This is a genomic window from Paraburkholderia kururiensis JCM 10599 = LMG 19447 (assembly GCF_003986935.1).
In the GTDB taxonomy this organism is placed as follows: Bacteria; Pseudomonadota; Gammaproteobacteria; order Burkholderiales; family Burkholderiaceae; genus Paraburkholderia; species Paraburkholderia kururiensis.
This window is the reverse complement of the sequence record NZ_RJZE01000008.1, coordinates 210664-235425: the sequence shown is the minus strand read 5'-3', so window position 1 is coordinate 235425 and position 24762 is coordinate 210664. Positions and strand designations below refer to the sequence as shown.

Sequence of the window (24762 nt, the reverse complement as noted above, 5' to 3'; positions counted from 1 at the left end):
TGTCGTTGCCCGCCCGGCTCTTTCGTTCGTGCCCGCGCTAGGCCGGCTTGCGCCCCTGCAGCTTCACGAGCACCGGCCACGTCGTGGATGGCGGCGGTGCTTCATCCACCTTCCCGAGCGCTTCGATGGCCGCGACCACAGCCGCGTCGATCTTCGCGTCGCCCGTGGACTGCGCGATGGTCACCTTCGTGATGCGGCCGGTCGGCTCCATCCAGAGATTCAGGCTGCCCGTGAAGCGGCTGCCGCCCGCTTCCTGTACGCCCTTGTCCTGTTCGATCGCGCGTTGCAGCACGTAGACCATGTAGGTGTTGTAGCTCGCGTTGCCAAAGCGCCCCCCGCCGCCGCTGCCCACCATGCCGGAACCGTCGCCCGCGCCGATGTTGAAGCTGTCCGTGCCCGCCTGGGCCGGCGCATTCATCGTCATCTGCCTCGGTTGGTTATCCGAAGGTTTTGGCGCTTCGGCCGGTTTCGGCGCAACGGTGGGCCGGTCCACGGGCGTCTTCACCTCGTCCTTGATCTTCTCGGGCGGCGGCTTCTGCTTCGGCGGTGGAGGCGGGGGCGGCGGCAACGGAATGACCGTGGTCACCTGCGGTGCCGTTACGCGCTTCACGCCGGCCGTGTCGCTCGCGAAATGCCAGACGAGCGCAGCGAGCCCCGCCAGCACCAGCACGATCAGAACCGGCTTGATGTAGCGGCCCGGGCCGTTGCCGGGCGCGCCGCCGTTGTAGGTGGTTTCCATTGCGCGTTCCTAGCCGCCCTGCTTCGCCTTGCCCGTGACGAGCCCCACCTGCGAAAGATCGAGGCGTCTCAGCAGATCGAGCACATCCATCACGCGCTGGTACTGCACGGTGGCATCGCCCTTGAGCACGATGGGCACGTCGGGATTGGTCGCCTTCTCGGTACGCAGCCGGCTCTCGAGTTCGTCCATCGTGACGGGGTACGCGTCGAGAAAAATCTGGCCCGAGTCGGACACCGTAATCGCCTTCGTCTTCGGCTTCGCGAGGCTCGTGGACGAACTCGCCTTCGGCAGATCGACGCGAATGCCCTGCACCGACGCCGTGGTCATGATGATGAAGATGATGAGCAGCACATACGCCAGGTCGAGCATCGGCGTGATGTTGATGTCGTCGTAGGGCTTGTCGTCGTCCTGAACCTGCATGGCGTTCTCCTCGTCGCAGTCAGTCGGCCAGCACCGCGTGATCGCGATGGCTGCGATGCGCTTCGGCAAGGCGCGTCACGAATTCGTCGACGAACACCTGCATGTTCGCCGTCACATTCTTGTTGCGAATGAGCAGGTAGTTGTAGCCAAAGAGCGCGGGAATGGCGACGAAGAGGCCCGTCACGGTGGCAAGCAATGCAGCGGCAATACCCGGCGCGATGGCGTTCACGTTCACGTCGCCCGCTGCGGCAATCGCGGCGAACGTGATCATCACGCCCACCACCGTACCCAGCAGACCGAGGAACGGGCCGCCCGAAATCGCGATGGTGAGCAGCACCATCGACTTCGAAAGACGCTGGTTTTCGCGCACGAGCGTGGCGTCCATGGAGGCGCGAATCGCTTCGATGGATTCGCTCGTGATCACCGCGCGGCCGGTTTCGTCGACGCGGCTATGAATTTCCTGCACGCCCGCCTTGTAGAGCCGGTACAGCGACGACTGGCGCAGGCGCCGCCCTTCCTCGGTGGCTTCGTCCACGTGAGCGAGGCCCGTAAGGTGCCGTCCCGCCACTTCGCGAAAGCGCTGCACGAAGTAGTTGTTCGCGCGGTCCACGGTGCCTACGTAGCCGGCCTTCGTCCACATCACGATCCACGAAACGACGGCCATGCCCAGCAGGATCGCGATGACAACCCACGCGTCCACCGTCACGGACTGCACGATGATGCCGAAGTAGCCGAACCCGAAACCCGACTGCTTTTCGTCGGCACCGTAGCCCACGAGCTTCGATTCGGAGCCTTGCGACAGGGCATCGAGCGAAATGAGCGCGGACGAGCGCGCCACCTTCGAGAGGCGTAGTTCGTCCATCGATCCGTTGAAGCCCGCGAAGCCGGCGGGCGCGCTGCCCGCACCGGCCACGTCGCCGCCCACGGCGGCGGCACCCGCCAGCGCGGGCAGCGTGGCGGCCGCCTGCGCGGCCTGCTTGCCGTTCACGTAGAGCGTGAGGTTCTTGCCGTCTGCGGTCACGGCTACATGCGTCCACTGTGCTGCGGCTACCGGCGCTGTGGCTGCCACGCGAACGGGCGTGGCACCGCCATCCACCTCGGCAAACGGCACGCCGTTGTCGAGGCCGATCAAGAGCGCGTTCGCACCATCGCGACGGCTGTAGAGGAGCGTGTTCGGCGCAAGGGCCGCAGGCTTCGCCCACACGCTGAACGTGAAGCTGCCGCCCGCGCTCACGGCCAGCGACGGACTCGCGGGCAGATTCAACGGCGTGCTGCCGTCGAACTGCGCGCCCTTGCCGATCACGCCGTCTTCGATGGTCTTGAACGGCGCTTTCTGCGCATTGTTCGCGTAGGCCGTGGCGTCTTTGGGCGGCGTGCCCGACGCGCCGTTGAAGTGATACACGAGCGTGTAGTCCGCGTCGAACGTCTCCGCGGGCTTGCTGCCGTCCGGCGCTTTCTTGTTGCCGTAGTACATCCAGATGGACTGCGCGGCGCCTGCAGGCATCTGCGGCACGTCGATCCAGACGAGCGCCACGCCCAGCACGGGGTCGTATTGCTCGATCTGGTAATTGAGCGGCGTCTTGTCGTCTGCCGCGACGAAGCGGATGTCGGCGCCGCTGTCTTGCAGGCCGTCGAACTGGAAGTTGCCCGAATGCAGCCGGATCAGCAGTGGCATGCGTCCTGCGGACTCCGATACATTCACGCCCTTCGGGCTCGTGTCGATGGTGATCGCCTTGCGATACGACCAGTCGTTCTGCCACCACGCGTTGGCTACGCCCGGCATGCAACCCAACAGCACGGTCACGGCCGACAGAAAGAGAAATAACGCTCGCTTCACAGTCTTGCTCCCCGATAAGCCGGCGGCAACGGCCGGCACGACAGATGGAAACCGGTCAAGGTGGTGCATGCGGGCCGCGTTCATCAGAACCCCACCCGCACGTAGAAATCGAAGCGCGGGCTGTACTGCCGCGTATAGACGCCCGCCTTCAGCGGCCAGCCGGCCTCGAAATCCGCGCTCGCATACTTGAAGATCTGCACGCGCGTGCCGAAGCCGACGCTGAGCAGGTTGAAGCTCGAGGTCTGCTCGGGTAGCGGGCTCAACAGCCACAGGTGCGCGGCATCGACGAACGCGTGGAAACGCCACTCGTTGACGTTGCTGCCCAGGTACTTCGCAAGCGAAGGGCTGCGCAATTCGAGCGAACCGATCACGCCGCTGTCCGCCGTGTCTTCCGCCTGCATGTAGCCGCGCACGCTGTTCATGCCGCCCGCTGCGAACTGCTCGCTCGACACGAGCGGCGAGTTCGAGAGTTGCGCGCTGACGTGCGCGTTCGCCTGCATGTCGTTGGCAAAACGCTGCGTGTGATTGACGTCGAACTTGCCGTAGACGAAGTCAGGCGTCGCGTTGTAACGCTTGTTGTCCCATGCGTTCCAGTCGCTGCCCACGCCGCGAATGTTCGTGGTGAGCGAGGCGGAGAACGCCGTTTGCGACTGCTTCAGCGCAAGCTGGCCGTTGTACGAGAACGTGACCGGCACATACGTGAGCGGCGCGCTCGACGCGCCCTGGCCTGCCAGGCTCACGTTCTCGTCGTAGTGCTTGCGGTCTATCTCCACGCTCGCGGACTGTGCGTAGGTGTCCGTGGAAGGCAGCGTGTAGATCGCGGTGAGACCGAACGTGGTGCCTTTGCCGAGCACGTTCGTGCCGCCCACGGACGCCACGTTGCTGTCCGAATGCAGCACGGTCGCGAGCAGGCTCCAGTGCGAGTCCCGGAACGGCGCGAGGTACGAGAACGAGTAGACGCGCGCGTCGTCGGGATGCTGGGGCGCCAGTAGATACGTGCCCGAAATCACGTGCCCAAGCTGCCAGAGATTCGAGTAGCTGAGCGTCGCGCTCGTGCGCAGCAGCGAGGTGCCGGGGCTGTTGTCGTTGTTGAGTTCGAACGTGCCGTGCAGCGGGCTGTGGTCGTCCACCTTCAGGTCCACGTCCAGCGTCTGCGGCAGCGCGCCGGGCTTGAGCACCGGAATCACCTGGCGGTCCTGTGAACGGTTGAGGTCCGCCAGTTGCTGCTGGGCCTGGTTGAAGTCGGGCACGGTGCCTTCCGCGAGTGCGGGCACGGCGTCGCGAATGTTCTGCGGCGAGTTGTATTGCGCACCTTCCACGCGCAGGCGCCCCACCTTCGCCTCCACCACCTGCAGCACGATCACGCCGTTCTTCACCTGCTGCTGCGGCAGTTCCACCACGACGGACTGATAGCCCTTGTCCTGATAGACCTTCTGCAGCGACTCGCGCGCGCCATTGACGTCCGCCAGCGTGCGCCCCGGTCCTTCGAACGGGTACACGGCCTTCTCGATATCGAGGCTCGACAGTGTGGTGTTTCCGCGCACAATGAACTCGTTCACGTCGAAGGTCTGCGGTGCGGTCGTGGCCGGCTGCGCTGCTGGCTGCGTTGCTGGCTGAGTTGCCTGTTGCGCCTGTGGCGTGGCATCGGCCGCGCGTGCCGCCGAGCCGAGACTCAAGCCGCCCACCAGCGCGACCCCCGCCAGGCGGTGTCGCCCGCCGTGCCGCATCCGTTCCAGTCGTTCCCCGTCTACTGTTGGCGGCATGCGCCATTCCCCTTTGTCAAACTGGACCGCTGTGTGTCCGGCGATTCCTTCGGTCTGCGCCCGCCAGGTAACACAGCAATGTTTCAGATTCGTGATACTTGTTTAGTAACCCTGATCTTCATGGCCGAAGCACGGACACGATTCAGCAGGTTTCTTCTATCGCCTTGCCAGACTCAGATAACGCCTCAAGTCAGGCTGCGTTGCGGCGGCGCCCGAAAACTCTGCCAACGTGTACTGCAACAGATCGCTCACGCACACAGCGAGTGGAGCGTTTGCCGTGTCTAACGTCAGCTCCGCTTGCCCTGGCGCTTCATACGGTGCGGATACGCCTGTGAACTCCGGCAGGTGCCCGGCCCGCGCCTTCCTGTACAGCCCCTTCGGGTCGCGCGCCTCGCAGACTTCGAGCGGCGCGTTCACATACACCTCGCGAAAGCGCTGACCCACAAGCGCTCGCGCCTGCGTCCGCATCGCGGCAAGCGGCGATACCAGGGCGACGATCGCGATCAGCCCTGCATCGGCAAAGAGCGCTGCGACTTCGGCCACGCGCCGCACGTTCTCGAAGCGGTCCCGGCATGAAAAACCGAGATCGCGATTCAAGCCGCCGCGCAGATGGTCGCCATCCAGCACGACCGACCGCACGCCCAGCCCACGCAACTCACGATGCAGCGCCTGCGCAAGCGTGGACTTGCCCGCGCCGGGCAGGCCCGTCATCCACAGCACGCCGCCGCTCGCGTCGCCTTCATCCCACCCTGTTGTTTGCATCGTGACCTTCGCCTCGCGCGTTTTGCGTCCGCTCACATTCGACCAGCGGTCTCACCAGAATCGGTCTCTAAGGACAATGACGAAACGCCCGCACGTATCCCGCATATTTTTTGTGTCGCAACGCATCGCATGGCATCGAACCACCTGCGCGCCGCCCGTCGCCGCGTGTCAAGTTGGCGGCTCGTCTTCTTCGCGCGGACGCTGCTGCCAGAAGCCGCCTTTCATCGTCGCGATGGAAGGCGTTTCGGCCCATTGCCGCGGGCCGAGAATTTCGCCGCGCAGGATGTTGGGCATCACCTGCACGTCGAACACTTCGTCCACGCCGTTTTCGAATTGCAGCGTGCCCAGCACTTCGCCCGTGCGGGCATCGAGCGCCGCAACGCCCGCCACGAGCGCAGCAGATTCGCGCTCGATAGGCAGCCCTTGCGAGCCGCGCTTGTCGCGCAGCCGCGAAAGCCCGACGAACAGCACGCCGCCGTATTCGGCGAGGCCATGTGTGAAACCCGGCAGCGTGGCGATCACACGCTTCGCGCCGCTGGCCGGGTCGATTTCCAGCACGTGCCCACGCCCGCCTTCCAGCACGAAGAGCCGACCGCCGATCAGGCGCGGCGAATGCGGCATGGAAAGTCCGGACGCGACGATGCGGCCCGACGGCACCTCCATCACGATGCCGCCTGTTGCCATCTGCTTGCGCCAGCCGAACGGCGTGTTGGTTTCGCCGAGCGCCGTCGCGTAACGCACCTTGCCGTCGTGAAATGCCATGCCGTTGAGGTGGCAGCGGTCGTCGGGGCCGAAGTCGGTGACGAACGGCGGCTGCCAGATCGGCGTGAAATTGAAGTAGCCGTCTATCACGCAGATGCACGAGTAGCGCGTGTTCACGGCAAGCACGATGTGTTTGTCGAACACCATGTCGTGCAGATCGAGGTCGCCGGTGTAGTACGAAACGCGCGGCACGAACACGGCGTCGTAATGGCCGGGGCGACCCGGGTAGAGCGGCGCCAGGTTCGACACGTTTGCGAAGATCATCAACTCGTGGATGGTGGCCACCGCGAGGCGGTTGCCGCTCACGGTCATGCCCATGGAGCGCGGCAGCAGGCACGCAGAAAGCGTGGGCACGCCGTTTTCCACGCCGAGCAGCGCGACGCCGGACGGGCGGCGGCTCAGCGCAAGCGAGCATTTGAGCGACGCGAGCACGTCGAGAAACCGACCGGTGTCGCGCAGGTTGATGAACGGTTCGTCGACACTGCCCCCGGCAGACGCGCCATCGGTTCCCCGTGCCGGCCTATCGACGCCCTCGCCTTCTTCGATCTGTTCCACGCTTTTCGCGCCTCTTATGCCCCGCGGCGCGCCTCACGAACGAGGCCGCTACCCGCATGCGCGGCAGCGGATGGCCCGCACCGCCTGGTCTACGGTATCCACGCCCGGCCTGGTTGTGCGCGCAAACCTCTTTGGCGAATGGCGGGCAATCCGCTTTCGCCTTGAATAGCTGCGCACCGAATGGCAAGCGGTGGCTCTTATCTTCCTGGACGCATTGGGCGACTCAATACCGCATATTTTTTTGTGCGAATCGCTTTGGCGCCTGTCCTGAAGAAATCAATCGTCGTCTTTCCATCGTAAGTTTTTGTGACAGCTACCCGAATAATTCGGAGCGACGTGGAGGCCGCCAACGAGCCTTGAATTGCGGTGCCGGACGCACTCCGGCAGCGGACGTGGAAGAAATCACACTCTGGGAAACGGCGTTCAAAACCGACGCCGCAAATGACAGCCATATGACGTCTACGCGATTACGCATAAAGACGCGGCCTCAATAAGCTGCGGCATAGCCCGCTTTGCTACGTCTTATCCAATACAGGGAAAAGCAGAAGGGCAAGAACGTTCATGTTGATCACCACGGGGTTTTTGCGTTGGCTTTTGCGTTGGTTGCTGGCGAGGCTCACGGGCGCCTTCGCCACCTCGGTTCATGCGCGTGCCCCACTTGCCGGGTCGCTTTCGCACGACGACCCGCGGCTGCCGCTGCGCTGGCGCACGCCGTGGCTCGCGTGGCAGTCGCTTTCGTGGGTCGCGCTCACGTTGCTTGCGCCGCCGTTCTGGGCCATCGGCATTCTGCTTGTCATTAATCCGCACAGCGACCAGCCGCTCTTCTGGGCCGCGACCATGGCGATCGTGCCCATTGCGAGCGGCATCGCCATCATCGAGGTGAACCAGCAGCATCATCGCGCGCCGTTCACGAGCCGCCGCGCCGTCGCGCTGCGCTTCTTTCTGGTCAGCATGGCGACGTGCTGCGCGCTGTTTGTCGCGGCGCTGTGGACCACCGGGGCCATCGATGCATTACTTCGTCCGCTCGCCGAAATGGCACTCGGCAGCCGGCCCAACGCGCTCGTGCTTCCCGCAGCGTGTCTTGCGACGGCGTTCGGCATATCGTCATCCGCGCATGCGAGCATCGTTCACGCGTGGCTCGCGTTCGAAGCCTGACGCGCTCCCTTCACCACCGTGGGCACCTGCACATGGACTCCGACGCCGACCATCGCGCAGCACGATTGAAGCGTCCGCGCCGCGAACGCGGCATCGCGATCATTACGGTGCTGCTCGTGGTCGCGCTTGCGGCCACGCTCGCGGCAAGCGTGCTGTGGCGCGAACAGGTGGCCACCCGCGACGTCGAGAACCAGCGTCTCACTGCGCAAACCCTGTGGTCGGAGCGTGCCGCTGTGGAATGGGCGCGTACCGTGTTGCGCGCGCAGAGCGCGACGTCGAACGTGACGTACCTGGGGCAGTCGTGGTCCGCACCGGTAAGCGACGTACAACTGGGCGATTTCCTGCCGCCCGAAGCCGCCGCGCTCAATAGCGAGCTTGCGCGCGCCTCCATTTCGGGCAACGTGGAAGATGCGCAGGCGAAGTTCAACGTGATGAACCTCGTCGCACGCGCGGCGCCGGGGCAACCGTGGCAGCCCAATGCGGAGGGCGTACTCGCCTACCGTCGGTTGCTGGGCGAACTCGGACTCAATTCCGCGCTCGCGCAGCAGACGGCCGCGTACCTCGTGCGTTCGCTGAGCGAGTCGAACGGCTCGGCGGAGTGGCCGCTGCAAGTGGTTTCCGTCGACGATCTCACGCGCATTCCCGGCTACGACGACAAGACCATCCAGGCCCTCGCGCCCTTTCTCACCGTACTGCCCGACCTCACCAGCGTGAACGTGAACACCGCGAGCGAACCGGTGCTGGTGGCGGCCATTCCCACGCTCACGCGCAGCCAGGCGCATCGGCTCGTGGAGCGCCGCGGCACCGCGTACTTCGTGAGCACGGGCGACATCGCGGAAACGCTCGCGCCCACATCGGGCAGCACCGCGCTGCCCGACGGCGCGATGGTCGGCGTGAACAGCGGCTATTTCATCGTGCATTGCCGGATTCACTCGGCGCGTATCAATGCACGCATCGACACGCTGATTGCGCGCTACGGCGTGGGTAACTTCTCGTGGACTGCGGTGATCTGGGTGCATCGCGCTGCGGCGTAGCAGGCTTGCCTCACGCTCGCGGATCAGTTCAACGAAGGTTCGCCCACCGCAACCGCCGCGGGCGGCAGATTCGCCAAACCCGGCGCCAACGCCGACGCATAACCGAGCGAGAGCCGGTCAAGACTCGTCTCGCGCACTTCGCCAAGCAGGCGGTTCCAGTCTTCGATCGAGACGAGCAGCGCGATGGGCCGGTTGTATTTGGTCACCATCACGAGCGCTTCGCCGGCATCGCGCAGCGCCTTCGACGGGTTGCTGCTGAAGTCGCGTGTGGCCATGGCGATGGTGCGCAGCTTCAGCGGCCCGGCCACGTCGAAGTCGGCCTCGTCGCGCAGGAGGCTATCGAGCGTCGCGTTGCGCAGCCTCGCCTGGGCGCGCGCAGAGACCTTGTTTTCGCGGCGTTTTCTGCGCTCGCTGCGCGGGTCCACGTGAATGGCGAGGTGACGCACGATCTCGCCCAGCTCCGTCGCGGTGAGCTGATCGTAGCGGCCCCAGCCTTCGGGCGGCAACGCGATCATCATGCCCGCGTAGGTGGCCTCCACGCCCGCCGCGATATACGCAGGCAGACGGCTCACATCGCGTTCGTCGAGCTCGAGCTCGCCGCTCACGGCGGCCAGCATCGCGCTGAGGGCGTTCCAGGCGAGCGCGGCAATGCCGGACGCCAGCAGCGCCGCACGCGGCGGCACCACGGCGAGCGTACCGCCATCGAAGATGGCATCGAGCGGCAGCGGCAATGTCTCGCTCCACGGTCGGCACGACAATTCGATCACGCGTGCCGCGTCCAGTTGCGCCGCGGGCACGTTGGTCAGCACGACGACAGAGGTTTGCGTACCGTCGCGCGCCTCGTGACGCCGCCATTCGATGCGCCGAAATACGAGCGAGGCCCCGCAGCCATCGGAAAGACTCACGCGCTGCTCGTACACCGCGTCGCCGTCGATCAACGTCACTGCGCGAGCCGGCTCGAGTTCGCTACACGGCACCGGCATGCAGGCATGTTCGCGCACGACGAACGCACTGCCGCCGCGCGGCCAGCCGGCCAGCACGGCATTGGCGCCGAAGCGGCCGTCCATGATCCATAGCTCGCCCGCGCGAACCGATTCCAGGAGCTTCGCGGCCAGTCCCCGCTCGTGCACGAAGCCGCGTTCGTACGGCAGGAGATCCACCACCATCGCGAGGTCGGGATCGTAGACGGGCAACGCTCGCGGTGCCGCTGCGGTGTTGCTGGTGTCGACGGCATTCACGGTGGCGCGTCCGCACGCGCCCGCAGGCGCCATACAGGCGACGGCGGGCGAGACCAGCGTGCTATCGAGCACGCGCACGCGAAAACCCGCTACGGTTGCAGGGCGTTCGCGCCGCCGCGGCGAAGCGGCCGGCGCGAGCAGCTCGGCGCAGTCCTTCACAAGCGTGCGGCCCCAGTCGCTGCGAAGCCTGCTCACGCTGTCGTGCAAGGCCGTAAGTGCCGCGCCGAAACTCGCGGCCGCACCGGCCTGCCCATGCGGCGCAGGAATGGACGTCATCGCTTTCACCGCGAGCGAGAACAGCATCTCGCGCGTCTGCTCGTGCATGGGCTCGTGCATAGGCTCATGTGTCGGCTCATGCAGCGCCGCAGCGCCGCGTCGGGCCGCGTCGCTCATCCACTCCCCGTGCACCGCGGCCTGCAACACCAGCCTCGTCATGACGGCCATCGGGCTCTGCTCGACAAAGCGTTCCATGATCGTGCGTATCACGTCTTCCCCTCGCCCCTGTTTCGTCACTGCCTGCATGCACGGCTGCGCGCCAGGCCGCCTTGCGCCGCACCCGACTTAAAAAAGCACGCGTGCTATCCTGCCTGCTCCGCGGGCGCAGCACGCCGCCTGCCATGGATCCGCGAGAACCCGGCATGTTTGTCGATCCACGTGTCGCGCATGGCCGCGCGAAGTTCGATTTGAACCGCTCCCCACGCCTCTTCGCCGAAGAACGACGCGGGGAAATTGCCGACGTCATCACGCGCGCCATCGATCAATTCAGCGGCACGCGCAATCGCCGCAATCTGATGCGGCTGCTCGAACGCCAGATCGCGCCGAAGCTCATTCGGCTCGGACTCGAACCCTACGTGGGCACCGTGGGTGAACGCGAAGGCCTCTTCCTGAATTTCTCCACCATGAGCGCGGAGCACGGGCTGCGCGAATTCCAGCTCGACCTCGCCGTGCCCGATCTCGTGCTGCGCAGCTTCGCGTCGAACACGATCCGGCCTCACGCGGTGGCGCGCTGCATGCAGCGCAATGGCGTGATGTCGGTAGCGGATATCGGAAGCGAAACGGACACGGCTTTCGTGCTCGCGCGCGTGGTACGTACGCTCGCGATCGCGCAAAAGTGGCAGCAGGTGGGCGTGCCCACGCCGAATGGCCTCTTCGTCGGCGCGCTCAACGAAAGCACCGACGTGTGCCTGAACACCTACATCCGGCCCGCTATCAGCGACCGGCCTTCGCGCTGGAGCGGCTTTGCCGCCCTGTTTTCGACGATGCCGGCCTGGAGCGCGGCCCAGATCCGGCAGGGAAGCGATCTGCTGCAATGGATGATCAACCATATCGTCTCCTTGCAAGAATCCGCACCGTTCGCCGAACGTTTTCCCTTTCTGCTCGAACCGTATCGCTCCGCCGACGACCCGCTCGACGCGGCCTGGTCCGCCGCTCGCGCCAACGCCTCAGACGGCCCGGCGTCCACCTGAAGCGCACGCGGCATCGCTTACATAAACTAGGTCGAAGCGAGCCGCGCTAACCCGCAGACGAACGTTCGAATGCACGCGGGCACGCGCATGGGCGATGACCGCGGCAAGCGCAACAAGTGCAGCAAACGGCGAAGGGGCGAAGGGGCGAAGTGACGCCTCAGCCCGCGCGGGCGGCCCCTACATGCGGCTCGCGGCACAACGGCGCGGCAAATAACGGCTCAGTGAAGCGCGGTTCAGTGAATGGGCGACGCCCAGTCCGCGGCGTCGCGGCCCAGCATGCCGAGCATCGTCCAGAGCCAGATGATGTCGCGCGCCGCGCGCGCGTGGTCGTCGCTCTGCGTGCGCCAGCGCCGGAACGCTTCGCGGTCGGCCTCATTCGCGTCGCGCGAGCGCAACCAGAGCACCCAGCGCACGGCCCCGTCGCGAATCTGCACAGAAGCGGCGTGCGTGTGGCGAGAAGAGTCATGCAGTTGCGATGCTTTCATGTCCGCCACCGCTCACGCTGAGATGAACCCGCTCGCGCGTGGCGAGCGCCCCTTGTGTCCTTGCCTTCCTCCGTCATGCGAGACCGCGCCAGGCCCTGGCGCACCGTCCTGCGCCCGCGGCACACGCAAGACATGCGCAGGCCGCCCGGCTACCCGCCCGCAGCTGCGACGTGGCCGGGCCGCTTTCCAGAGGCCCTCATAGATCAGGTCGGATGGAGCGGGGTGTAACCCGCAAAGCGCGAAGCGCACGCGGCTACGCGGCACACGTTCGTACCGCAGCGCACGCCGGTTGCGTTCAGCTCAGCAGCACGATATTGCCCGGCAGCCGCATCACGCGCGCGCCGTACAGGCGCCCCATCATGTCGAGCACGTCGTCGAGCCGCGTAATGGGGAATTGCGCCTGAATGCGGTTCTGGCCCAGCGCCGCGTTGCGCAGCACGACCTTGCCGGGCCGGTAGCGGTTGATCTCGTCGATCACCTCGGCAAGCGGCACGCCGTTGAACACCAGCACGCCGCGGCGCCACGCGGTGACGGCCGCTGCATCAGTGCGCGTGACGGGCCGCACGTGGCGGTCGTCGTAAATGATCTGCTCGCCTGCGCGCAGCGTGAGGTCGCCGCGCGCCCGCTGCACGGGATGGTCGAGCACGAGCCAGCCCGATACGCAGGTCACGCACACCTCGGCGCCCGTGCGGCGCACGTTGAAACGCGCCACCTGGGCCTGCATGCGGCCCTTGCCCGCCACAACCGTCACCGGCTGGATGGGCGCGACGCGGCCTGCGGCAGGCGCAGCCGCGTCGAATTCGGCTTCGCCGTCCACCAGTTCCACGCCGCGCGCGGCCACGCGCATGGGCAGCACGTCGAGACGCGTCTGCGTATTCAGTTCGACGCTCACACGGTCCGAGAGCGCGATGCGGCGCTGCTCGCCCGTGCCCGTGTAGTAGTCCGCGGCCATGTCGCCCAGCGACGGCCACAACTGCATGGGCGGACGCAGCGCGAGCCACGACGCGCCCGCCGCCACCGCGAACCCGACGAAGGCGCGCCGGCCGGTCCGCACGGCACGCTCGCGCTGCGCCACGCCGGCCCACGACCGGCCCGACGCCCGCTCTTCCTGCGCGATCTCCGCTGCCGCCGTGCGCAACGAACTCCACGTTTCGCGCAACAGCTGAGCCGTCTGCGGATGGTCGGCGCACCACTCGCCGAACGCCGCGGCATCGGCCGGGCCTGCGTTCCCCGAACGCAGGCGCAGCAGCCACGCGCGCGCTTCTTCCTGCGCGAGGTCGACGGAATCGGCTTCAGCTTTGGTCATTGCAATGAGGCTCAAAATTTACGGGGCCCGCTGCGCGAACCGGGGTAGGCGTCGCCCGCCTCCTGGACACGCTGCAGGCAATACTTCAGCGCCGCGCTCAGTTCGCTTTCCACGAGCCGCAGCGAAATGCCGAACTGCTCCGCGATCTCGCGGTTCAGCAGGCCGTCCACGCGCGCCGCGATCAGAATGGCCCGACGCCGCGGCGTGAGGCCGCGCAGCACGTCTTTCAGGGCTTCCACCTTGCGCCGCGCTTCGACGATGCGCGCGGGGTCCGCGAGTTCGTCGGGCACGTCCATCAGGGTTTCGACGTCGTCGTCGTGCAGATGCCGGCGCTCGCGCCGATGCTGGTCGATGGCGACGTTGTTGGCCATGCCGAGAATGTAGGCGTCCGCGTTGGCCACCTGCGTCGTGACGTTCGCGTTTTCCAGACGCAGCCACGTTTCGTGCAGGGCGTCGGTGGCGCCGTCCTTCGATCCCGTCACGCGCTCGAGACGCCTCACCAGATACGCGTAGCGCGAGGCCAGAAGCTTCCTCAACTGGGAGCGGGTGCTGTCGGCCATGGCGGACTAGTTCCGTTCGTCCGGCTGCGGGCAGCGAAAGTGCACGCCGCTGCCGACCGGCCGCAATAGGATCGTGACGGGCTCGGGCACGCCCGCGGGCGGCGCCGAATCGAGCCTCATCCGCCGCAGTGCGCGCACGATGGCCGCGTCGCGCGAGGCGAGGCCGCTCGATGCCACCAGGTTGACCGCCACTACCGTCCCCTTGTCGTCGATACGCAGTTGCGCCACCAGCCGGTAACTGCCCGGCACGGTCGCGGGCTGCGCGCACAGCGCGTCAGTCATGCGCGCCTGCAGCGTGGCTGCGTAGGCGCGTTGTTCGTCGTTGCCGCTCATGCCGTCCGTCGGCGGCGCGGCGCTTGCCGGATCGCTGCCTGCCGCGGCTGGCGGCGTCGAGGCTGCCCCTTCCGGCTGTGCCACGATGATCGCCTCGTCCGGCCCCGTGAAATCCGCACGCAATCCGGTGCCGGCCAGCAGGCGCTCGAGCGCATCGCGCGGCGCGTAGTCTCCGCTCAAGGCGCTACTCGTGCGCCCTTCCAGCAACGGCGCGGGCGCCAGTACGACCAGATCCGTGACGTGCGCAAACGCTTGCAAGGCCTGGGACAGCGGCTGCGCGGGCAGATCGAAACGGACTGCATCCGCGGCTCGACTGTCTCGTCCCGCCTGCTGCGCCTCGGCGCAACGCGCCGTGAAAGCGGCAAACATCAGGCATGCGATCAGCGCCAGGACACCGGTGGGCGTCCATGAACGTCTCATGAGTCAATGGCCGGAAAAGAGGATGCGCCCGGCAGATGGCGCCTGCCCCGAACGAATGGCGCCCGCCGGAAAAATGCGAACGTCATACGATAGGTAAAGACTGTGACAGTCCGGTGACGTGGGGCGAAGGTGAGAGCGTGGGGCCTGGGGACGATGAAGCAGCGCGTGTGTTGGTGGGCGAGTTAGTGACGAGGCGAGTTAGTGGCGAGACGCGTTGGTGGCGAGACGTGTTGGTGACGAGGCGCGTTGGTGACGAGGCGCGCCTGTGGCGAGCCGTTTTTTTGCGGCATCGATCTTTACTGCTGCGCTGCCGGTTGCAGCGTGGCCGAAACGGTCGCCAGCCCGACACGCGATTCGGCGCTTGCATGCGCGTTGACGACGCGCACGTGCTGCTCGCGGCGCACCTGGTCGAGCCACGTCATCCACGCGGCGAAGGGCACCGCTTTCGCGTCGATCTGCACGTTATCGCCCGTCGCGACGACGCGCGCCTCGGCCATGCCCGCCTGCGTGAGCGAGGCCGCCAGCGCGTCGCGCAATGCGTTGCCTTGCGGCGCGTGCACGGCCGCTGCGGCACGCAGGCGCCGCGCTTCGTCTGTTTGCCCTTGCATCTGCGCGAGTTGGGCATCGAGCCTCGGCAAGCCGGCCGCGATGCGCGCGCGCCCCTCGTATGCGGGCTCCCACAGCACGGTGTAGACGAAGGCGACGAGCAGCACCGTGCCGCCCACCGCGAGCAGCAGGCGCTCGCGCGGCGCGCGGGCCTCGAACCAGCCGCTCAGCGCGGCGCGCGCGGCGTGGAGTTGAGCGAGCCGAGCATCCATTTGCCGTTGTCTTCCTTCGTGGCGACGCCTTGTGCGAGCAGACGCCGGCGCAGGCCCTCACCATCGATCGTCGTGTCCGGCTTGAACATGACGGCGAGCGCGCCGTCGCTATAGTCGAGCGTGGCGATGGCGCTCGATGGAATGGGGCCCAGGGCGCGCGAGAGCGCGGCGGCCAGCACCAGGTAGTCGTCGGCGCGCAGTTCGCCTGCGGCGCTGCGCAGCCGCTTGAGTTCGATCTGCATCTGCGTGGACGGATCGAGAATCAGCGTGATGCCGGGGAACGCGGTTTTCACGAGCTCGGTCATCCGCGCGTTCAATGCGTCTTGCCGGTGCCGCAGTTGCAGCCACTGAACGTTAATGGCCGCAATCGAAGCCACGAGCGATGCCGCGACAAGCGCGATAGCCGGCCACCATGGGCGCAGTGCGCCTCGATCACCTGCCTGCCCGCGACCCGCGTTCGCAAATTCGAACTGACACAGGTCGAACGGGCACGCGAGCGCATTGCGCGCGAGATGGTCCCAGGCAAAGCCTTGTACGGCGAGTGGGAAAGCGGTGTGCGCCGCGGTTCGCGACGGGTTCGCCGGATCGCCGTGATGACCGGCGTTCGTTTGCGCCGCGCTGTGCGCGTTGTCTGGCGTGCCTGTGTCATGCGCTTGCGGCACGTTCGCGGCGTCTGCCGTGCCCGAGGCGGTCAACGCCCAGACTTGCAGCGTGCCGCGCCGCGCGAGTTCTGCAATCGTCGTGTCGAGACAGTCGGCCCGCACATCCATGCCGAAGCCGGTGCGCCCCTGGCGAATCGCGAGTTCGACGTGGTCCACTTGCTCCGCGGAAGGGGCGCCCGCGTCGTGGAGCGGTTCGGTGTCGATATCCGCGTGCCTGTTGGCGTATGCCGCGTACGTGGCGTGTGCCTGTGTAGCGTGCTGAACGACGACGGCCTGTGCCGCTGCTTGAGCTTCGGCCTCGATCTGCGTGACCTGATCGCCTCGCTCGACCGATGCACGTCGCACGATCAACACGCCTGCATGGCGTCTGGCATCGCGTGCTTCCGTCTGGCTTGCGAGTGGCGATGCCTCCCGCGCGTCCTCGTCTTCGAGTGCGAGTCCAGGCTCGCGCCTCGCTTCAGCCTCCTCGGCCGCCTCGTCCTGCGGTCCGTCTGCCGGCGCAGGCAAACAGTGAACCAGCGGCACCGCCCGCACCCGTCCATAGCCCATCGCCGCGAACCATCGAACCACCGCCCCGAACCGCTCGCGATCCACCACCGCAAGCGCGCGGTTTGCCTCGCCCTTCTGCGCGGGCGCAACGGCAATGTGGCTGCGCCGCGCATCGTCGATCAAAAATTCTTCCACCACGTTGGGCAGCAGCTTGCGCAGCTTCGGCCCGGCGACAGGCGGCAGGCTTGCTTCGAGCAACAGTGTGTCGCGCGCCGAGAAAATCAGCACGGCGGTTTGCGCCTTCGGCAACGCATCGGACAAACACGCGTCCGCGTGAACGATCTGCTCGTGGCGATCGAATAACGCATAGCGCACCCGCACGCGGTGCCAGGCCTGCATATCGAGCGGCTTCGCGTCGATAGCGTGAATCGAGGGCAGCAGCACGACGAGGCTCGTCATCGCGCGCCTCGTGCAATGCCTGACTGCACGCGTGCGCGCCCGTTCACGGCGCCCGCACCACGAAGTTGCCGATGCCCGTGCCCACCACGAGCCATTGCACCGACCCGGACGAGAGCGCAATCGTGACAGGCACGTCGATGCTCTCCGCGCCCAGCACCACGCGCGAAATCGCCGCGCCGCCCGTATAGCGGATGGATACGCCCGTGACGCTCGCGCTCCAGCGATGCGCGCGGAACAGGTCGTCGGTCATGGGCTGCCAGGCGCCGTTTTCGGCGCGCTGATAGAAGCGATAGCCGCCATTTACGGGTTGCCACGCGATCGGGGTGGAACGCACCTGCGCTTCGTCGCCTGCGGATTCGAGCAGGCTCGCCACGCGCTGCGCTTCTTCGGCGAGATCGGTGCGCCGGTTTCTGGAGGGCGCGAGCGTTACCACGGCCACGAGCAGCCCGACGATCAGCATCACCACGAGCATTTCGAGCAGCGTGAAGCCTGCGGTGCGTTGCGTCGTGCTCATGCGGTGCGTGCCTGGCCGTGCGCGCGTGGACGCCATGCCGCCGTCGCGCGGCAAGCGAGCATCGTGCACGAACGGCAGCGCGTTTATCGCGCCACCGCCGCCGCACACGCCGGCGCCCGTGCGCTCACTGCCACGAACCAATGTCCGCATCGTTGTTCTCTCCGCCTGCCTTGCCGTCGGCGCCATAGCTGAACACGTCGATTGCGCCGTGCACGCCCGGATTCAGATATTGATACGCGTTGCCCCACGGGTCGTTGGGCAGGCGCTCCAGGTAGCCGCCGTCTTTCCAGTTGTTCGGCACGGGGTCTACCGTGGGCTTTTCCACGAGCGCGCGCAGCCCCTGGTCCTGCGACGGATACCGCCCGTTGTCGAGCCGGTACAGATTGAGCGCCTGCATCACCGTGCCGATGTCCTGCTTCGCCGCCACACGCCGCGCCTCGTCGGGGCGGCTCATGATCTTCGGCACGATGAGCGCGGCGAGAATGCCGAGAATCGCGATCACCACCATGATTTCGATGAGGGTGAAGCCGCGCTGGCTGCGCGGCTTGCCTTGGCCGCTTTGGTACCGCCGCGCTGAACGCGGTGTGCACGCATGCGTTGAATGAGTCATTGCGGGTCGCGTCATCATCTCTTCACCCTCGCGTCAAAAAATGTCGGCATGTGCTGCGTTTCATGCACGCGCCGCTTAATCGCTCGTTCGCTTCGTCGGTTTCCTTCTTGCCGCCCGGGACATCAACCATGATTCGCCTGCCCCTGACTCGCCTCGCCGTTGCGCCCATGCTCGCCACGGCTGTAGCGGCTGCGCTGTTTATCGCCGTGGTGCTCTGGTGGGTGCGCGTATTCAACGCGCCGGCAGCAGCCGCACCGGCCATCACGCCTCCACCCGCGCCGCTCGACGTATCCGCGGGCACGACGCTCTTCGGCGCCTCGCCCGACGCCGACGCGCACAACACCCTCCAGTTGCTCGGCATCCTCTCGTTCGACGCACACCATGCCGCCGCCATCGTGAGCCAGGGCGGCGAGGCGGCGCGTGTCGTGCGTCTGGGCGGCACAGTCGGCCACGCCGCGAAACTCGCCGAGGTGCGCGCGCGTTCCATCGTGGTGGAAAGCAACGGCTTGCAGCGCGAAATCAGGCTGCCCGACGCGCAGAGCCCGAGCGCGTTCGTGCGCTGAGCTTGAGCGCCGCCACAGATACAGGCGGCAGGCGCACCGTTCATCACTGCACCATGTTGTTGAGTTCGATGATCGGCATCATCACGGCGAGCACGATCACGAGCACCACGCCGCCCATCGCGAGAATCAGCAGCGGTTCGAGCAGGCTCGTGAGAAACATCGTGCGGCGCTCCAGCTCGCGCGACTCGCCTTCGGACGCGCGGTCGAGCATCGTCGTCACGTCGCCGGTCGCCTCGCCCGAGCGGATCAGATGCACGAGCACGGGCGGAAACGTCTTCGTATTGCCGAGCGCACGCGAGAGCGACGAACCCTCGCGCACGCGCACGATGGCGTCTTCCACCTTGCCGAACATCGCACGGTTGCTCAGCGTTTCGCCTGCGGCCTGCAACGCACGCAGAATCGGCACGCCGGCCGCCGAGAGAATGCCGAGCGTGCTCGCGAAGCGCACGGTGTTGTAGCCGCGCACAAGCCGGCCCGCGAGCGGCGCCGTCAACAGCCATTGGTCGAACGCGAGCCGCGGGCCCGGCAGCGCAAGCACCTTGCGCGTGAGCCACCCCGCCGCGAAGAGCCCACCGAGCGCCGCCCACCACCAGTGCCGCACGAAGCCCGAGAGCGCGAGCATCGCCACCGTCAGAAACGGCAATTGCTGTTTGGTGCTCGTGAACACGTTGGCCACCTGCGGCACCACGTAGCTCAACAGAAACGTGACGATGCCGAATGCGATCACCGTGACGACCGCGGGGTACGTGAAGGCGAGCAGAATTTTCTGCCGCAGCGCGTTGCTCTGCTCGATGTAGTCCGCGAGCCGCGAGAGCACCACGCCGAGCTTGCCCGTATGCTCGCCGGCCGCCACGAGCGCGCGATAGATGTCGGGAAAATCGCGCGGATGCTGCGAGAGCGCATTCGCAAACGAGTGGCCGCCCACCACTTCCGCGCGTATCGAGGCCATCAGTTCGCGCACGTAGTCGCGCTCGGCCTGGTCGCTCAACACCGAAAGCGTTTCGTCGAGCGGCAGGCCCGCAATCAATAGGCTCGCAAGCTGGCGCGTGACGATGGCCTGCTCGCGCTGCGAAAGCTTCTTGCCGAGCGCGAGCCGCTGGTTGCGCTCGCCGTGCAGTCGCGATGCTGCGAGTTCGACGACGAGCGGCGTCAAACCCTGCGCGCGCAACTGACTGCGCCCCGCCTTCGCGCTATCGGCTTCCAGCACGCCTCGCAAGGTCTTGCCCGTGGGGTTGATTGCTTCGTAGCGGAACGCAGACATCATGGGGCTCCTGTTGTAGCTGAAGCACTTGCGGTACCGGAAGCGCCTGTTGCACCCGAGGCACCTGCTGCTGCCGTTGCACCGGTCACGCTGTCCGCAGCGGGAGCGGAGCCACCATCGCCACTCGCAGACGGCCGCTTCATCCGCTGCAAATCGAAGAGGCCCTCGGCCGGCGCCACGCCCTGCTCGGGGCCCGGCGGGCGCGGCGGCAGCGCGGGGCTATCGCGGTCGCGTTCGATGCGGTTGTCCGAGCGGTAGTCGCTCATCTGTTGTTGCAACTGGTCGTAGCGGCTGCCCGAAATGCTCGCGGTGGTCTCGCCGTCGTGCAGAATCACGGGCCGCAGAAACACCATCACGTTGGTCTTCGTGCGGCTCTTGTTCTCCGCGCGAAAGAGCGAGCCGATCAGCGGCAGATCACCGAGGAACGGCACCTTGTTGTTGCCGTCCGAGTAATTGTCCTGAATGAGGCCGCCCAGCACGATGATCTCGCCGTCGTCGGTGAGCACCGTCGACTGCACCGACCGCTTGATGATGGTCACGCCGCCCGGGTTGTTCACGGAGGTCGGGTCCACCGACGAGTCTTCCGAATAGATCTGCAGCTTGATGACGCCGCCCTTCGTGATCTGCGGGCGCACGTGCAGCACGATGCCCACGTCCTGCCGGTCGAACGTGTTGAACGCGTTGACGCCCGTGCTCGAAACCGCCGTGGCCGTGGAATACGAACCCGTTTGCACCGGCACGTTGGAGCCCACCACGATGCGTGCTTCCTCGTTGTCGAGCGTGATGAGATTGGGCGACGAGAGAATCGACGCGTTGCTCACGGTCGCCAGTGCCTGCACGAGCGCGCCGAGCCCGAAGAACTTGCCGAACTTGTGCAGCAGGCCGATGTTGATGCCGTTGTTGAGCAGCGTGGTGGCCGTTGCCGTGGAGAGATTCTGGCCAAGCGTCTGCCCCTGCGCCGTGAGGTCCACGATGCTCTGGCTCGTCGACGTGCCGAAGTTCGTGCTGCCGTACAGCGCGTTGTTGCCGTTGCCCGACTGGATGGCGCCCTGCCACTGCACGCCGAGATTCGCGGCCGAGGTCGCGCTCATCTCCACGATCATCGCTTCCAGATAGACCTGCGCGCGGCGCACGTCGAGCTGGTCGATCACGTTGCGGATGTTCTGGTAGACCGGCTCGGGCGCCGTGATGACGAGCGAGTTCGTGGCGGCGTCGGCCTGGATCATGCCGTTCGCGGCGGACTCCGCGCCGCCGCCCATCGCGCTCGCAATCAGGCCGCCGCGCGCTGTGGCGGTGTCGCCGCTGGTCGAGCCCGATGCGCTGTCGGTCGTGCCCGGCAGCGGCGGCAGGCCTGCCGTGCCCGTGGATGCGTTCGTGCCCGTGCCTATCCCGCCGCTCTTGCCGGACATGCCACCGTTGCTCTCGCTGAAGCTTTTCGCTGAAGAGGTGCCCAGCGAACCGCTGCCCGTATCGACGGCGAGACCCAGCATGCCGCGCAGCACCTTCGCAAGGTCCACGGCGCTCGCGTTTTGCAGGCGCACCACGTGCATGTTGCCGGGCACGCGCGTGGGCGCGTCGAGCTGCGCGATGAGCGCCTTGGCGTCGGCGACGCGACCGGGGTCGGTGGCGCGCAACAGCAATGCGTTGAGGCGCGGGTCCGCGCTCACCGACACCTTGAGCGTGGCGTCGGTATTGCCCGTCGTGCCTGGGTCCAGCATCTTCTGCACGACGGGCGCCAGATCCATGGCACTTTCGTGATTGAGCGGCACCACGGCCACGCGCTGCGACGTGCTCGCGTCGATGCCCGAGATGATCTGCGCGATGCGGCGGACGTTGTCGGCGTAGTCCGTGACGACGAGCGTGTTGTCGTTCGCGTAGGCCGCAATCACGTTGTTGGGGCTCACGAGCGGTTTGAGCACGGGCAGCAGGTTCGTCGCGGATTCGTTGCGCAGGCGGAACACCTGCGTAATGACGTGGTCGCCGCTTGCGCGCGGCGTGTTGCCGACGTAGGTGGGCGTGCCTTGCAGCTTCGCATCGGCCTCGGGCACCACCTTCAGAATGCCGTGGTCGCGCACGAGCGCGAAGCCCTGCATGCGCAGCGCGGCCTCGAGCGTCTTGAGCGAGCGCTCCTTGCTGACGGGGTTGTCCGAGACGAGATTGAGCTGCCCTTTCACGCGCGGGTCCACGATGATCGTCGTATCCGTCGCCGCGCCGATGGCCTTGGCCACCTGCGCCACGTCCGCATTCGAAAAGTTGAGGCTGACCTGCGCGAAGGCAAACCGCGCGGCGACCAGACCGGTCAACAGAATCGCGAAGCCTGCGGGGGAACAACCGAAGCGACCGAAGCGTGAGCGTGTGCTTGTCATAGAGCTGGGTTCGATGCCGGAGCAACAGGCGGGCGGCGACGAACGCGTCTGCCGCGTGCATCGATACTCCACAGCGCACCCCGCATGGCCTCGTCTGTTCGTCGGGTCCCCGGCGCGCCTCATGCCGGACGGATTCGCCCGGCAAAGACTAAGCAGCGAAGTGGATCAGAATTATGACGAATGGTGGGCAACATTTTTTGCGGGGGTTGAGTGGATTTCATTAAATCGTTTTCGGCGGATTCGATTTTCGCTTCTGTCATATAGACGTTTCGACGTTTTATATTCAGGCCGCATTGCGTGGTTTAATTTTTTGCGCCGAAATTCGCTTTTTTATAAATGGCGAATCGTGGAACGGCGAGGCTTTTCAAGACGTGACAGAAATGGTCCGTAGCATCTGCCATCAAATTGACGTGGAAGGGCGGTAGGGGCTTTGCCGTTGCGGGCACGGGTACGCCTCGCTTGCTGCTCGGGCGATTGCGGGTTTTCTTTCTCGGGTTTTTGTTGCCTGTCTTCGGCTTGTTTTCCGCTTGCTGCGGCGGCGCTCAATCGCTCTTGCCAGATCCCATATGGGTGACAGCCCATTTTCAAAAATGGTCCGTACCATTCGCTATAAAAGTTTCACAAATTCTTTCCAGATTTCACCTAGAGTAATTCGGCGGTTCACACCGGATACCGGTCGCCGCAATGTGGCAATCAAGCGGTACTCGTCTCGTCATCAGGCAACAGGCATTCCCTTTATCTTCGTTCAAGGAAATCTCATGAAATCCAGCAAGCGCAAGATCTGCCAGGCTATCACCCTCGTCATTTCCGCCCTTGGCGCCTCGGTCGCCATGGCCCAAACGGCTCCGTCGCTGATCGGCGGCGGCTCGTCGCTCGTCGCGCCGACCATCGGCACCGAAATCTCGGCGTTCCCTGCTGCGGACGGCACAATTTCGTACTACTCCGTTGGCTCGGGCAAAGGTCAAACGGCCTTCCTGAACAACGACCCCTCGCAATTCAACTCCGGTACCGTCACGGTGACGGGCACGGTTGACTTCGCGAACAGCGACGCGCCGCTGTCGTCGGCCCAAGTCTCGGCTTACACCTCGACGGGCGGCCTCGGCGTCACGAACGGCCCGCTGATCCAGATTCCCTACATCGTCACGCCGATCGCGATTCCCCTCGTGAACGCGCCGACCGGCACGGGCCCGGCTCTGCCGAACAGCGCGACGCCCACCGTTGCCCTCAACGACGACGACCTGTGCGGCATCTTCTCCGGCAAGCTGACCGACTGGAACCAGGTCATCAATCCGGACAACAGCTCGGCCTACTCGAGCAGCAGCAAGCCGATCACGGTGATCTATCGCGCTGACAACAGCGGCACGACCGATCTGACGACGGCCCACCTCGCCAAGGTCTGCCATACGACGTCGTTCGTGCGTAATGGCGTGACGGTTGCAGCCAACTCGAACATCACGTTCACCGAGTCGCAGAACTTCGCGGGTGAATTCACCGGCGGCGTGCCGTCGAACTTCCGCTCGGCAACGGGCAGCGGCGGCGTTGCAGCCGCGCTGCTCGCGCTCTCCGGCGCCGGCGTCGGCTACCTGAGCCCCGACTACACCAACACGTTCCTGGCACCGTCCAGCTCGCCAGCCAAGACGAACAATCTGTCGGTCGCCAGCCTGCGCAACGACTTCACGGGCACGGACATCGTTCCGACGTACCAGAACGCGACGACGGCGATCGGCACGGTCGCTCCGCCGGCCAAGCAAGCGGGCGCCAAGGATCCGACGCAATGGGTTCCGGCTGCCAGCAACCCGACGGCGGGCTATCCCATCGCCGGCACGAGCCAGATCATCGTCAGCCAGTGCTATGCCAATCCGAAGTCGAACAGCCCGGCGCCTGCTGCCGCGGTCGTCGACTTCCTGACGCAGCACTATTCGAGCAGCAACGCGGCGACGCTTCACGGCAACGGCTTCGACTCGGTGCCCTCGAACTACCTGACGGCAATCAACAACGACTTCCTGTCCAACGCGAGCACGTGGAACCTGAACATCGGCAACACGACGACCTGCTCGGGGTCGGTGACGGGTCGCTAATCGCGCCATCCGTTTGATCACAGCTTTGCATTTCACGGCCCTGCGTAGCAGGGCCGTTCTGTTTTTATCCGCCCGGATTCGCAGCACGCGCGGCGAATTCCGCACGC

The 24762-nt window shown here is 66.0% G+C and carries 22 protein-coding genes; 5 read left to right on the top strand and 17 right to left on the bottom strand.

The genetic code is table 11. The features are described 5' to 3' along the window. Window positions 1-37: 37 nt before the first annotated feature. From PKKP23_RS12080 to PKKP23_RS12055, 6 genes are all read right to left on the bottom strand, one after another. Window positions 38-739, bottom strand: coding sequence for an energy transducer TonB family protein (locus PKKP23_RS12080; protein ID WP_126877055.1), 702 nt, complete (start codon window positions 737-739; stop codon window positions 38-40). Window positions 740-748: 9 nt separating this feature from the next. After that, window positions 749-1159 carry an ExbD/TolR family protein gene (locus PKKP23_RS12075; RefSeq protein WP_042300407.1) on the bottom strand — a complete coding sequence of 137 codons (411 nt, stop codon included), beginning with the start codon at window positions 1157-1159 and terminating at the stop codon, window positions 749-751. A gap of 19 nt (window positions 1160-1178) precedes the next feature. Beyond that, window positions 1179-2996 (bottom strand): DUF2341 domain-containing protein, encoded by a 1818-nt coding sequence (locus PKKP23_RS12070; protein WP_126877054.1) that lies wholly within the window; start codon window positions 2994-2996, stop codon window positions 1179-1181. Window positions 2997-3079: 83 nt separating this feature from the next. Beyond that, a complete protein-coding gene (locus tag PKKP23_RS12065; protein WP_126877094.1) occupies window positions 3080-4723 on the bottom strand; it encodes a ShlB/FhaC/HecB family hemolysin secretion/activation protein in 1644 nt (547 codons plus the stop codon). 192 nt (window positions 4724-4915) lie between these two features. Beyond that, window positions 4916-5521 carry an adenylyl-sulfate kinase gene (gene cysC / locus PKKP23_RS12060; RefSeq protein WP_240658933.1) on the bottom strand — a complete coding sequence of 202 codons (606 nt, stop codon included), beginning with the start codon at window positions 5519-5521 and terminating at the stop codon, window positions 4916-4918. A 168-nt stretch (window positions 5522-5689) separates the two neighbouring features. Further along, the gene (locus tag PKKP23_RS12055) at window positions 5690-6838 is read right to left on the bottom strand and encodes a TIGR03032 family protein (protein ID WP_126877052.1); all 1149 of its coding nucleotides are present in this window, start codon (window positions 6836-6838) and stop codon (window positions 5690-5692) included. A 561-nt stretch (window positions 6839-7399) separates the two neighbouring features. On the opposite strand from PKKP23_RS12055, the gene PKKP23_RS12050 reads away from it, so the two are divergent. Together PKKP23_RS12050 and gspK are read left to right on the top strand one after the other, a co-directional pair. Further along, window positions 7400-7993, top strand: coding sequence for a hypothetical protein (locus PKKP23_RS12050; protein WP_126877051.1), 594 nt, complete (start codon window positions 7400-7402; stop codon window positions 7991-7993). Window positions 7994-8025: 32 nt separating this feature from the next. Next, window positions 8026-9027: a type II secretion system minor pseudopilin GspK gene (gene gspK, locus PKKP23_RS12045; RefSeq protein WP_126877050.1), complete on the top strand. Its 1002-nt coding sequence runs from the start codon at window positions 8026-8028 to the stop codon at window positions 9025-9027. Between the two features lie 23 nt (window positions 9028-9050). Here gspK and PKKP23_RS12040 read toward each other — a convergent pair whose 3' ends face one another. Then, window positions 9051-10787, bottom strand: a complete 1737-nt coding sequence (locus tag PKKP23_RS12040; protein ID WP_240658931.1) for a type II toxin-antitoxin system Phd/YefM family antitoxin — start codon at window positions 10785-10787, stop codon at window positions 9051-9053. 95 nt (window positions 10788-10882) lie between these two features. Here PKKP23_RS12040 and PKKP23_RS12035 point away from each other — a divergent pair, with 95 nt between their 5' ends. Further along, window positions 10883-11731 (top strand): hypothetical protein, encoded by an 849-nt coding sequence (locus tag PKKP23_RS12035; protein WP_240658929.1) that lies wholly within the window; start codon window positions 10883-10885, stop codon window positions 11729-11731. Between the two features lie 233 nt (window positions 11732-11964). Here PKKP23_RS12035 and PKKP23_RS12030 read toward each other — a convergent pair whose 3' ends face one another. The 8 genes from PKKP23_RS12030 to gspG all read right to left on the bottom strand — a co-directional run bounded on the left by PKKP23_RS12030 (window position 11965) and on the right by gspG (window position 18387). Then, window positions 11965-12216: a FecR/PupR family sigma factor regulator gene (locus PKKP23_RS12030; protein ID WP_051062026.1), complete on the bottom strand. Its 252-nt coding sequence runs from the start codon at window positions 12214-12216 to the stop codon at window positions 11965-11967. Window positions 12217-12511: 295 nt separating this feature from the next. Further along, window positions 12512-13522, bottom strand: coding sequence for a FecR family protein (locus tag PKKP23_RS12025; protein WP_126877049.1), 1011 nt, complete (start codon window positions 13520-13522; stop codon window positions 12512-12514). An 11-nt stretch (window positions 13523-13533) separates the two neighbouring features. Next, window positions 13534-14082, bottom strand: coding sequence for an RNA polymerase sigma factor (locus tag PKKP23_RS12020; protein WP_017775097.1), 549 nt, complete (start codon window positions 14080-14082; stop codon window positions 13534-13536). Between the two features lie 6 nt (window positions 14083-14088). After that, window positions 14089-14835, bottom strand: coding sequence for a secretin and TonB N-terminal domain-containing protein (locus tag PKKP23_RS12015; RefSeq protein WP_168724558.1), 747 nt, complete (start codon window positions 14833-14835; stop codon window positions 14089-14091). 296 nt (window positions 14836-15131) lie between these two features. After that, the gene (gene gspM / locus PKKP23_RS12010) at window positions 15132-15653 is read right to left on the bottom strand and encodes a type II secretion system protein GspM (RefSeq protein WP_126877048.1); all 522 of its coding nucleotides are present in this window, start codon (window positions 15651-15653) and stop codon (window positions 15132-15134) included. Further along, window positions 15608-17263, bottom strand: a complete 1656-nt coding sequence (gene gspL, locus PKKP23_RS12005) for a type II secretion system protein GspL (RefSeq protein ID WP_126877047.1) — start codon at window positions 17261-17263, stop codon at window positions 15608-15610. Before gspL ends, gspM begins: the two co-directional genes overlap by 46 nt. A 43-nt stretch (window positions 17264-17306) precedes the next feature. Further along, the gene (locus PKKP23_RS12000) at window positions 17307-17927 is read right to left on the bottom strand and encodes a GspH/FimT family pseudopilin (protein ID WP_240658927.1); all 621 of its coding nucleotides are present in this window, start codon (window positions 17925-17927) and stop codon (window positions 17307-17309) included. Continuing rightward, window positions 17902-18387, bottom strand: a complete 486-nt coding sequence (gspG, locus tag PKKP23_RS11995) for a type II secretion system major pseudopilin GspG (protein WP_126877046.1) — start codon at window positions 18385-18387, stop codon at window positions 17902-17904. Before gspG ends, PKKP23_RS12000 begins: the two co-directional genes overlap by 26 nt. A 128-nt stretch (window positions 18388-18515) precedes the next feature. Here gspG and PKKP23_RS11990 point away from each other — a divergent pair, with 128 nt between their 5' ends. Beyond that, on the top strand, window positions 18516-18950 hold the full coding sequence (locus PKKP23_RS11990; RefSeq protein WP_240658925.1) for a general secretion pathway protein GspC: 435 nt from the start codon (window positions 18516-18518) through the stop codon (window positions 18948-18950). 43 nt (window positions 18951-18993) lie between these two features. Here the strand turns inward: PKKP23_RS11990 and gspF are convergent, their stop codons facing one another. Together gspF and gspD are read right to left on the bottom strand one after the other, a co-directional pair. Then, window positions 18994-20211 (bottom strand): type II secretion system inner membrane protein GspF, encoded by a 1218-nt coding sequence (gene gspF / locus PKKP23_RS11985; protein WP_126877089.1) that lies wholly within the window; start codon window positions 20209-20211, stop codon window positions 18994-18996. Then, complete coding sequence (gene gspD / locus PKKP23_RS11980) at window positions 20211-22577, bottom strand: type II secretion system secretin GspD (RefSeq protein ID WP_126877044.1); 2367 nt, start codon at window positions 22575-22577, stop codon at window positions 20211-20213. The genes gspF and gspD overlap by 1 nt, the downstream gene beginning before the upstream one ends. Before the next feature lie 758 nt (window positions 22578-23335). On the opposite strand from gspD, the gene PKKP23_RS11975 reads away from it, so the two are divergent. Continuing rightward, window positions 23336-24655, top strand: a complete 1320-nt coding sequence (locus tag PKKP23_RS11975) for a substrate-binding domain-containing protein (RefSeq protein WP_126877043.1) — start codon at window positions 23336-23338, stop codon at window positions 24653-24655. The last annotated feature ends 107 nt before the right edge of the window (window positions 24656-24762 follow it).

Coding starts and splice junctions, on each gene's coding strand:
- gspK (WP_126877050.1), top strand. CDS start 8,026: ATGGACTCCGACGCCGACCATCGCGCAGCACGATTGAAGCGTCCGCGC.
- gspD (WP_126877044.1), bottom strand. CDS start 22,577: ATGACAAGCACACGCTCACGCTTCGGTCGCTTCGGTTGTTCCCCCGCA.
- PKKP23_RS12000 (WP_240658927.1), bottom strand. CDS start 17,927: ATGCGGACATTGGTTCGTGGCAGTGAGCGCACGGGCGCCGGCGTGTGC.
- PKKP23_RS12080 (WP_126877055.1), bottom strand. CDS start 739: ATGGAAACCACCTACAACGGCGGCGCGCCCGGCAACGGCCCGGGCCGC.
- PKKP23_RS12030 (WP_051062026.1), bottom strand. CDS start 12,216: ATGAAAGCATCGCAACTGCATGACTCTTCTCGCCACACGCACGCCGCT.
- PKKP23_RS11975 (WP_126877043.1), top strand. CDS start 23,336: ATGAAATCCAGCAAGCGCAAGATCTGCCAGGCTATCACCCTCGTCATT.
- gspG (WP_126877046.1), bottom strand. CDS start 18,387: ATGACTCATTCAACGCATGCGTGCACACCGCGTTCAGCGCGGCGGTAC.
- PKKP23_RS12050 (WP_126877051.1), top strand. CDS start 7,400: ATGTTGATCACCACGGGGTTTTTGCGTTGGCTTTTGCGTTGGTTGCTG.
- gspF (WP_126877089.1), bottom strand. CDS start 20,211: ATGTCTGCGTTCCGCTACGAAGCAATCAACCCCACGGGCAAGACCTTG.
- PKKP23_RS12035 (WP_240658929.1), top strand. CDS start 10,883: ATGGATCCGCGAGAACCCGGCATGTTTGTCGATCCACGTGTCGCGCAT.
- PKKP23_RS12065 (WP_126877094.1), bottom strand. CDS start 4,723: ATGCGGCACGGCGGGCGACACCGCCTGGCGGGGGTCGCGCTGGTGGGC.
- cysC (WP_240658933.1), bottom strand. CDS start 5,521: ATGCAAACAACAGGGTGGGATGAAGGCGACGCGAGCGGCGGCGTGCTG.
- PKKP23_RS12040 (WP_240658931.1), bottom strand. CDS start 10,787: ATGCAGGCAGTGACGAAACAGGGGCGAGGGGAAGACGTGATACGCACG.
- gspM (WP_126877048.1), bottom strand. CDS start 15,653: ATGGATGCTCGGCTCGCTCAACTCCACGCCGCGCGCGCCGCGCTGAGC.
- PKKP23_RS11990 (WP_240658925.1), top strand. CDS start 18,516: ATGATTCGCCTGCCCCTGACTCGCCTCGCCGTTGCGCCCATGCTCGCC.
- gspL (WP_126877047.1), bottom strand. CDS start 17,263: ATGACGAGCCTCGTCGTGCTGCTGCCCTCGATTCACGCTATCGACGCG.
- PKKP23_RS12075 (WP_042300407.1), bottom strand. CDS start 1,159: ATGCAGGTTCAGGACGACGACAAGCCCTACGACGACATCAACATCACG.
- PKKP23_RS12015 (WP_168724558.1), bottom strand. CDS start 14,835: ATGAGACGTTCATGGACGCCCACCGGTGTCCTGGCGCTGATCGCATGC.
- PKKP23_RS12025 (WP_126877049.1), bottom strand. CDS start 13,522: ATGACCAAAGCTGAAGCCGATTCCGTCGACCTCGCGCAGGAAGAAGCG.
- PKKP23_RS12020 (WP_017775097.1), bottom strand. CDS start 14,082: ATGGCCGACAGCACCCGCTCCCAGTTGAGGAAGCTTCTGGCCTCGCGC.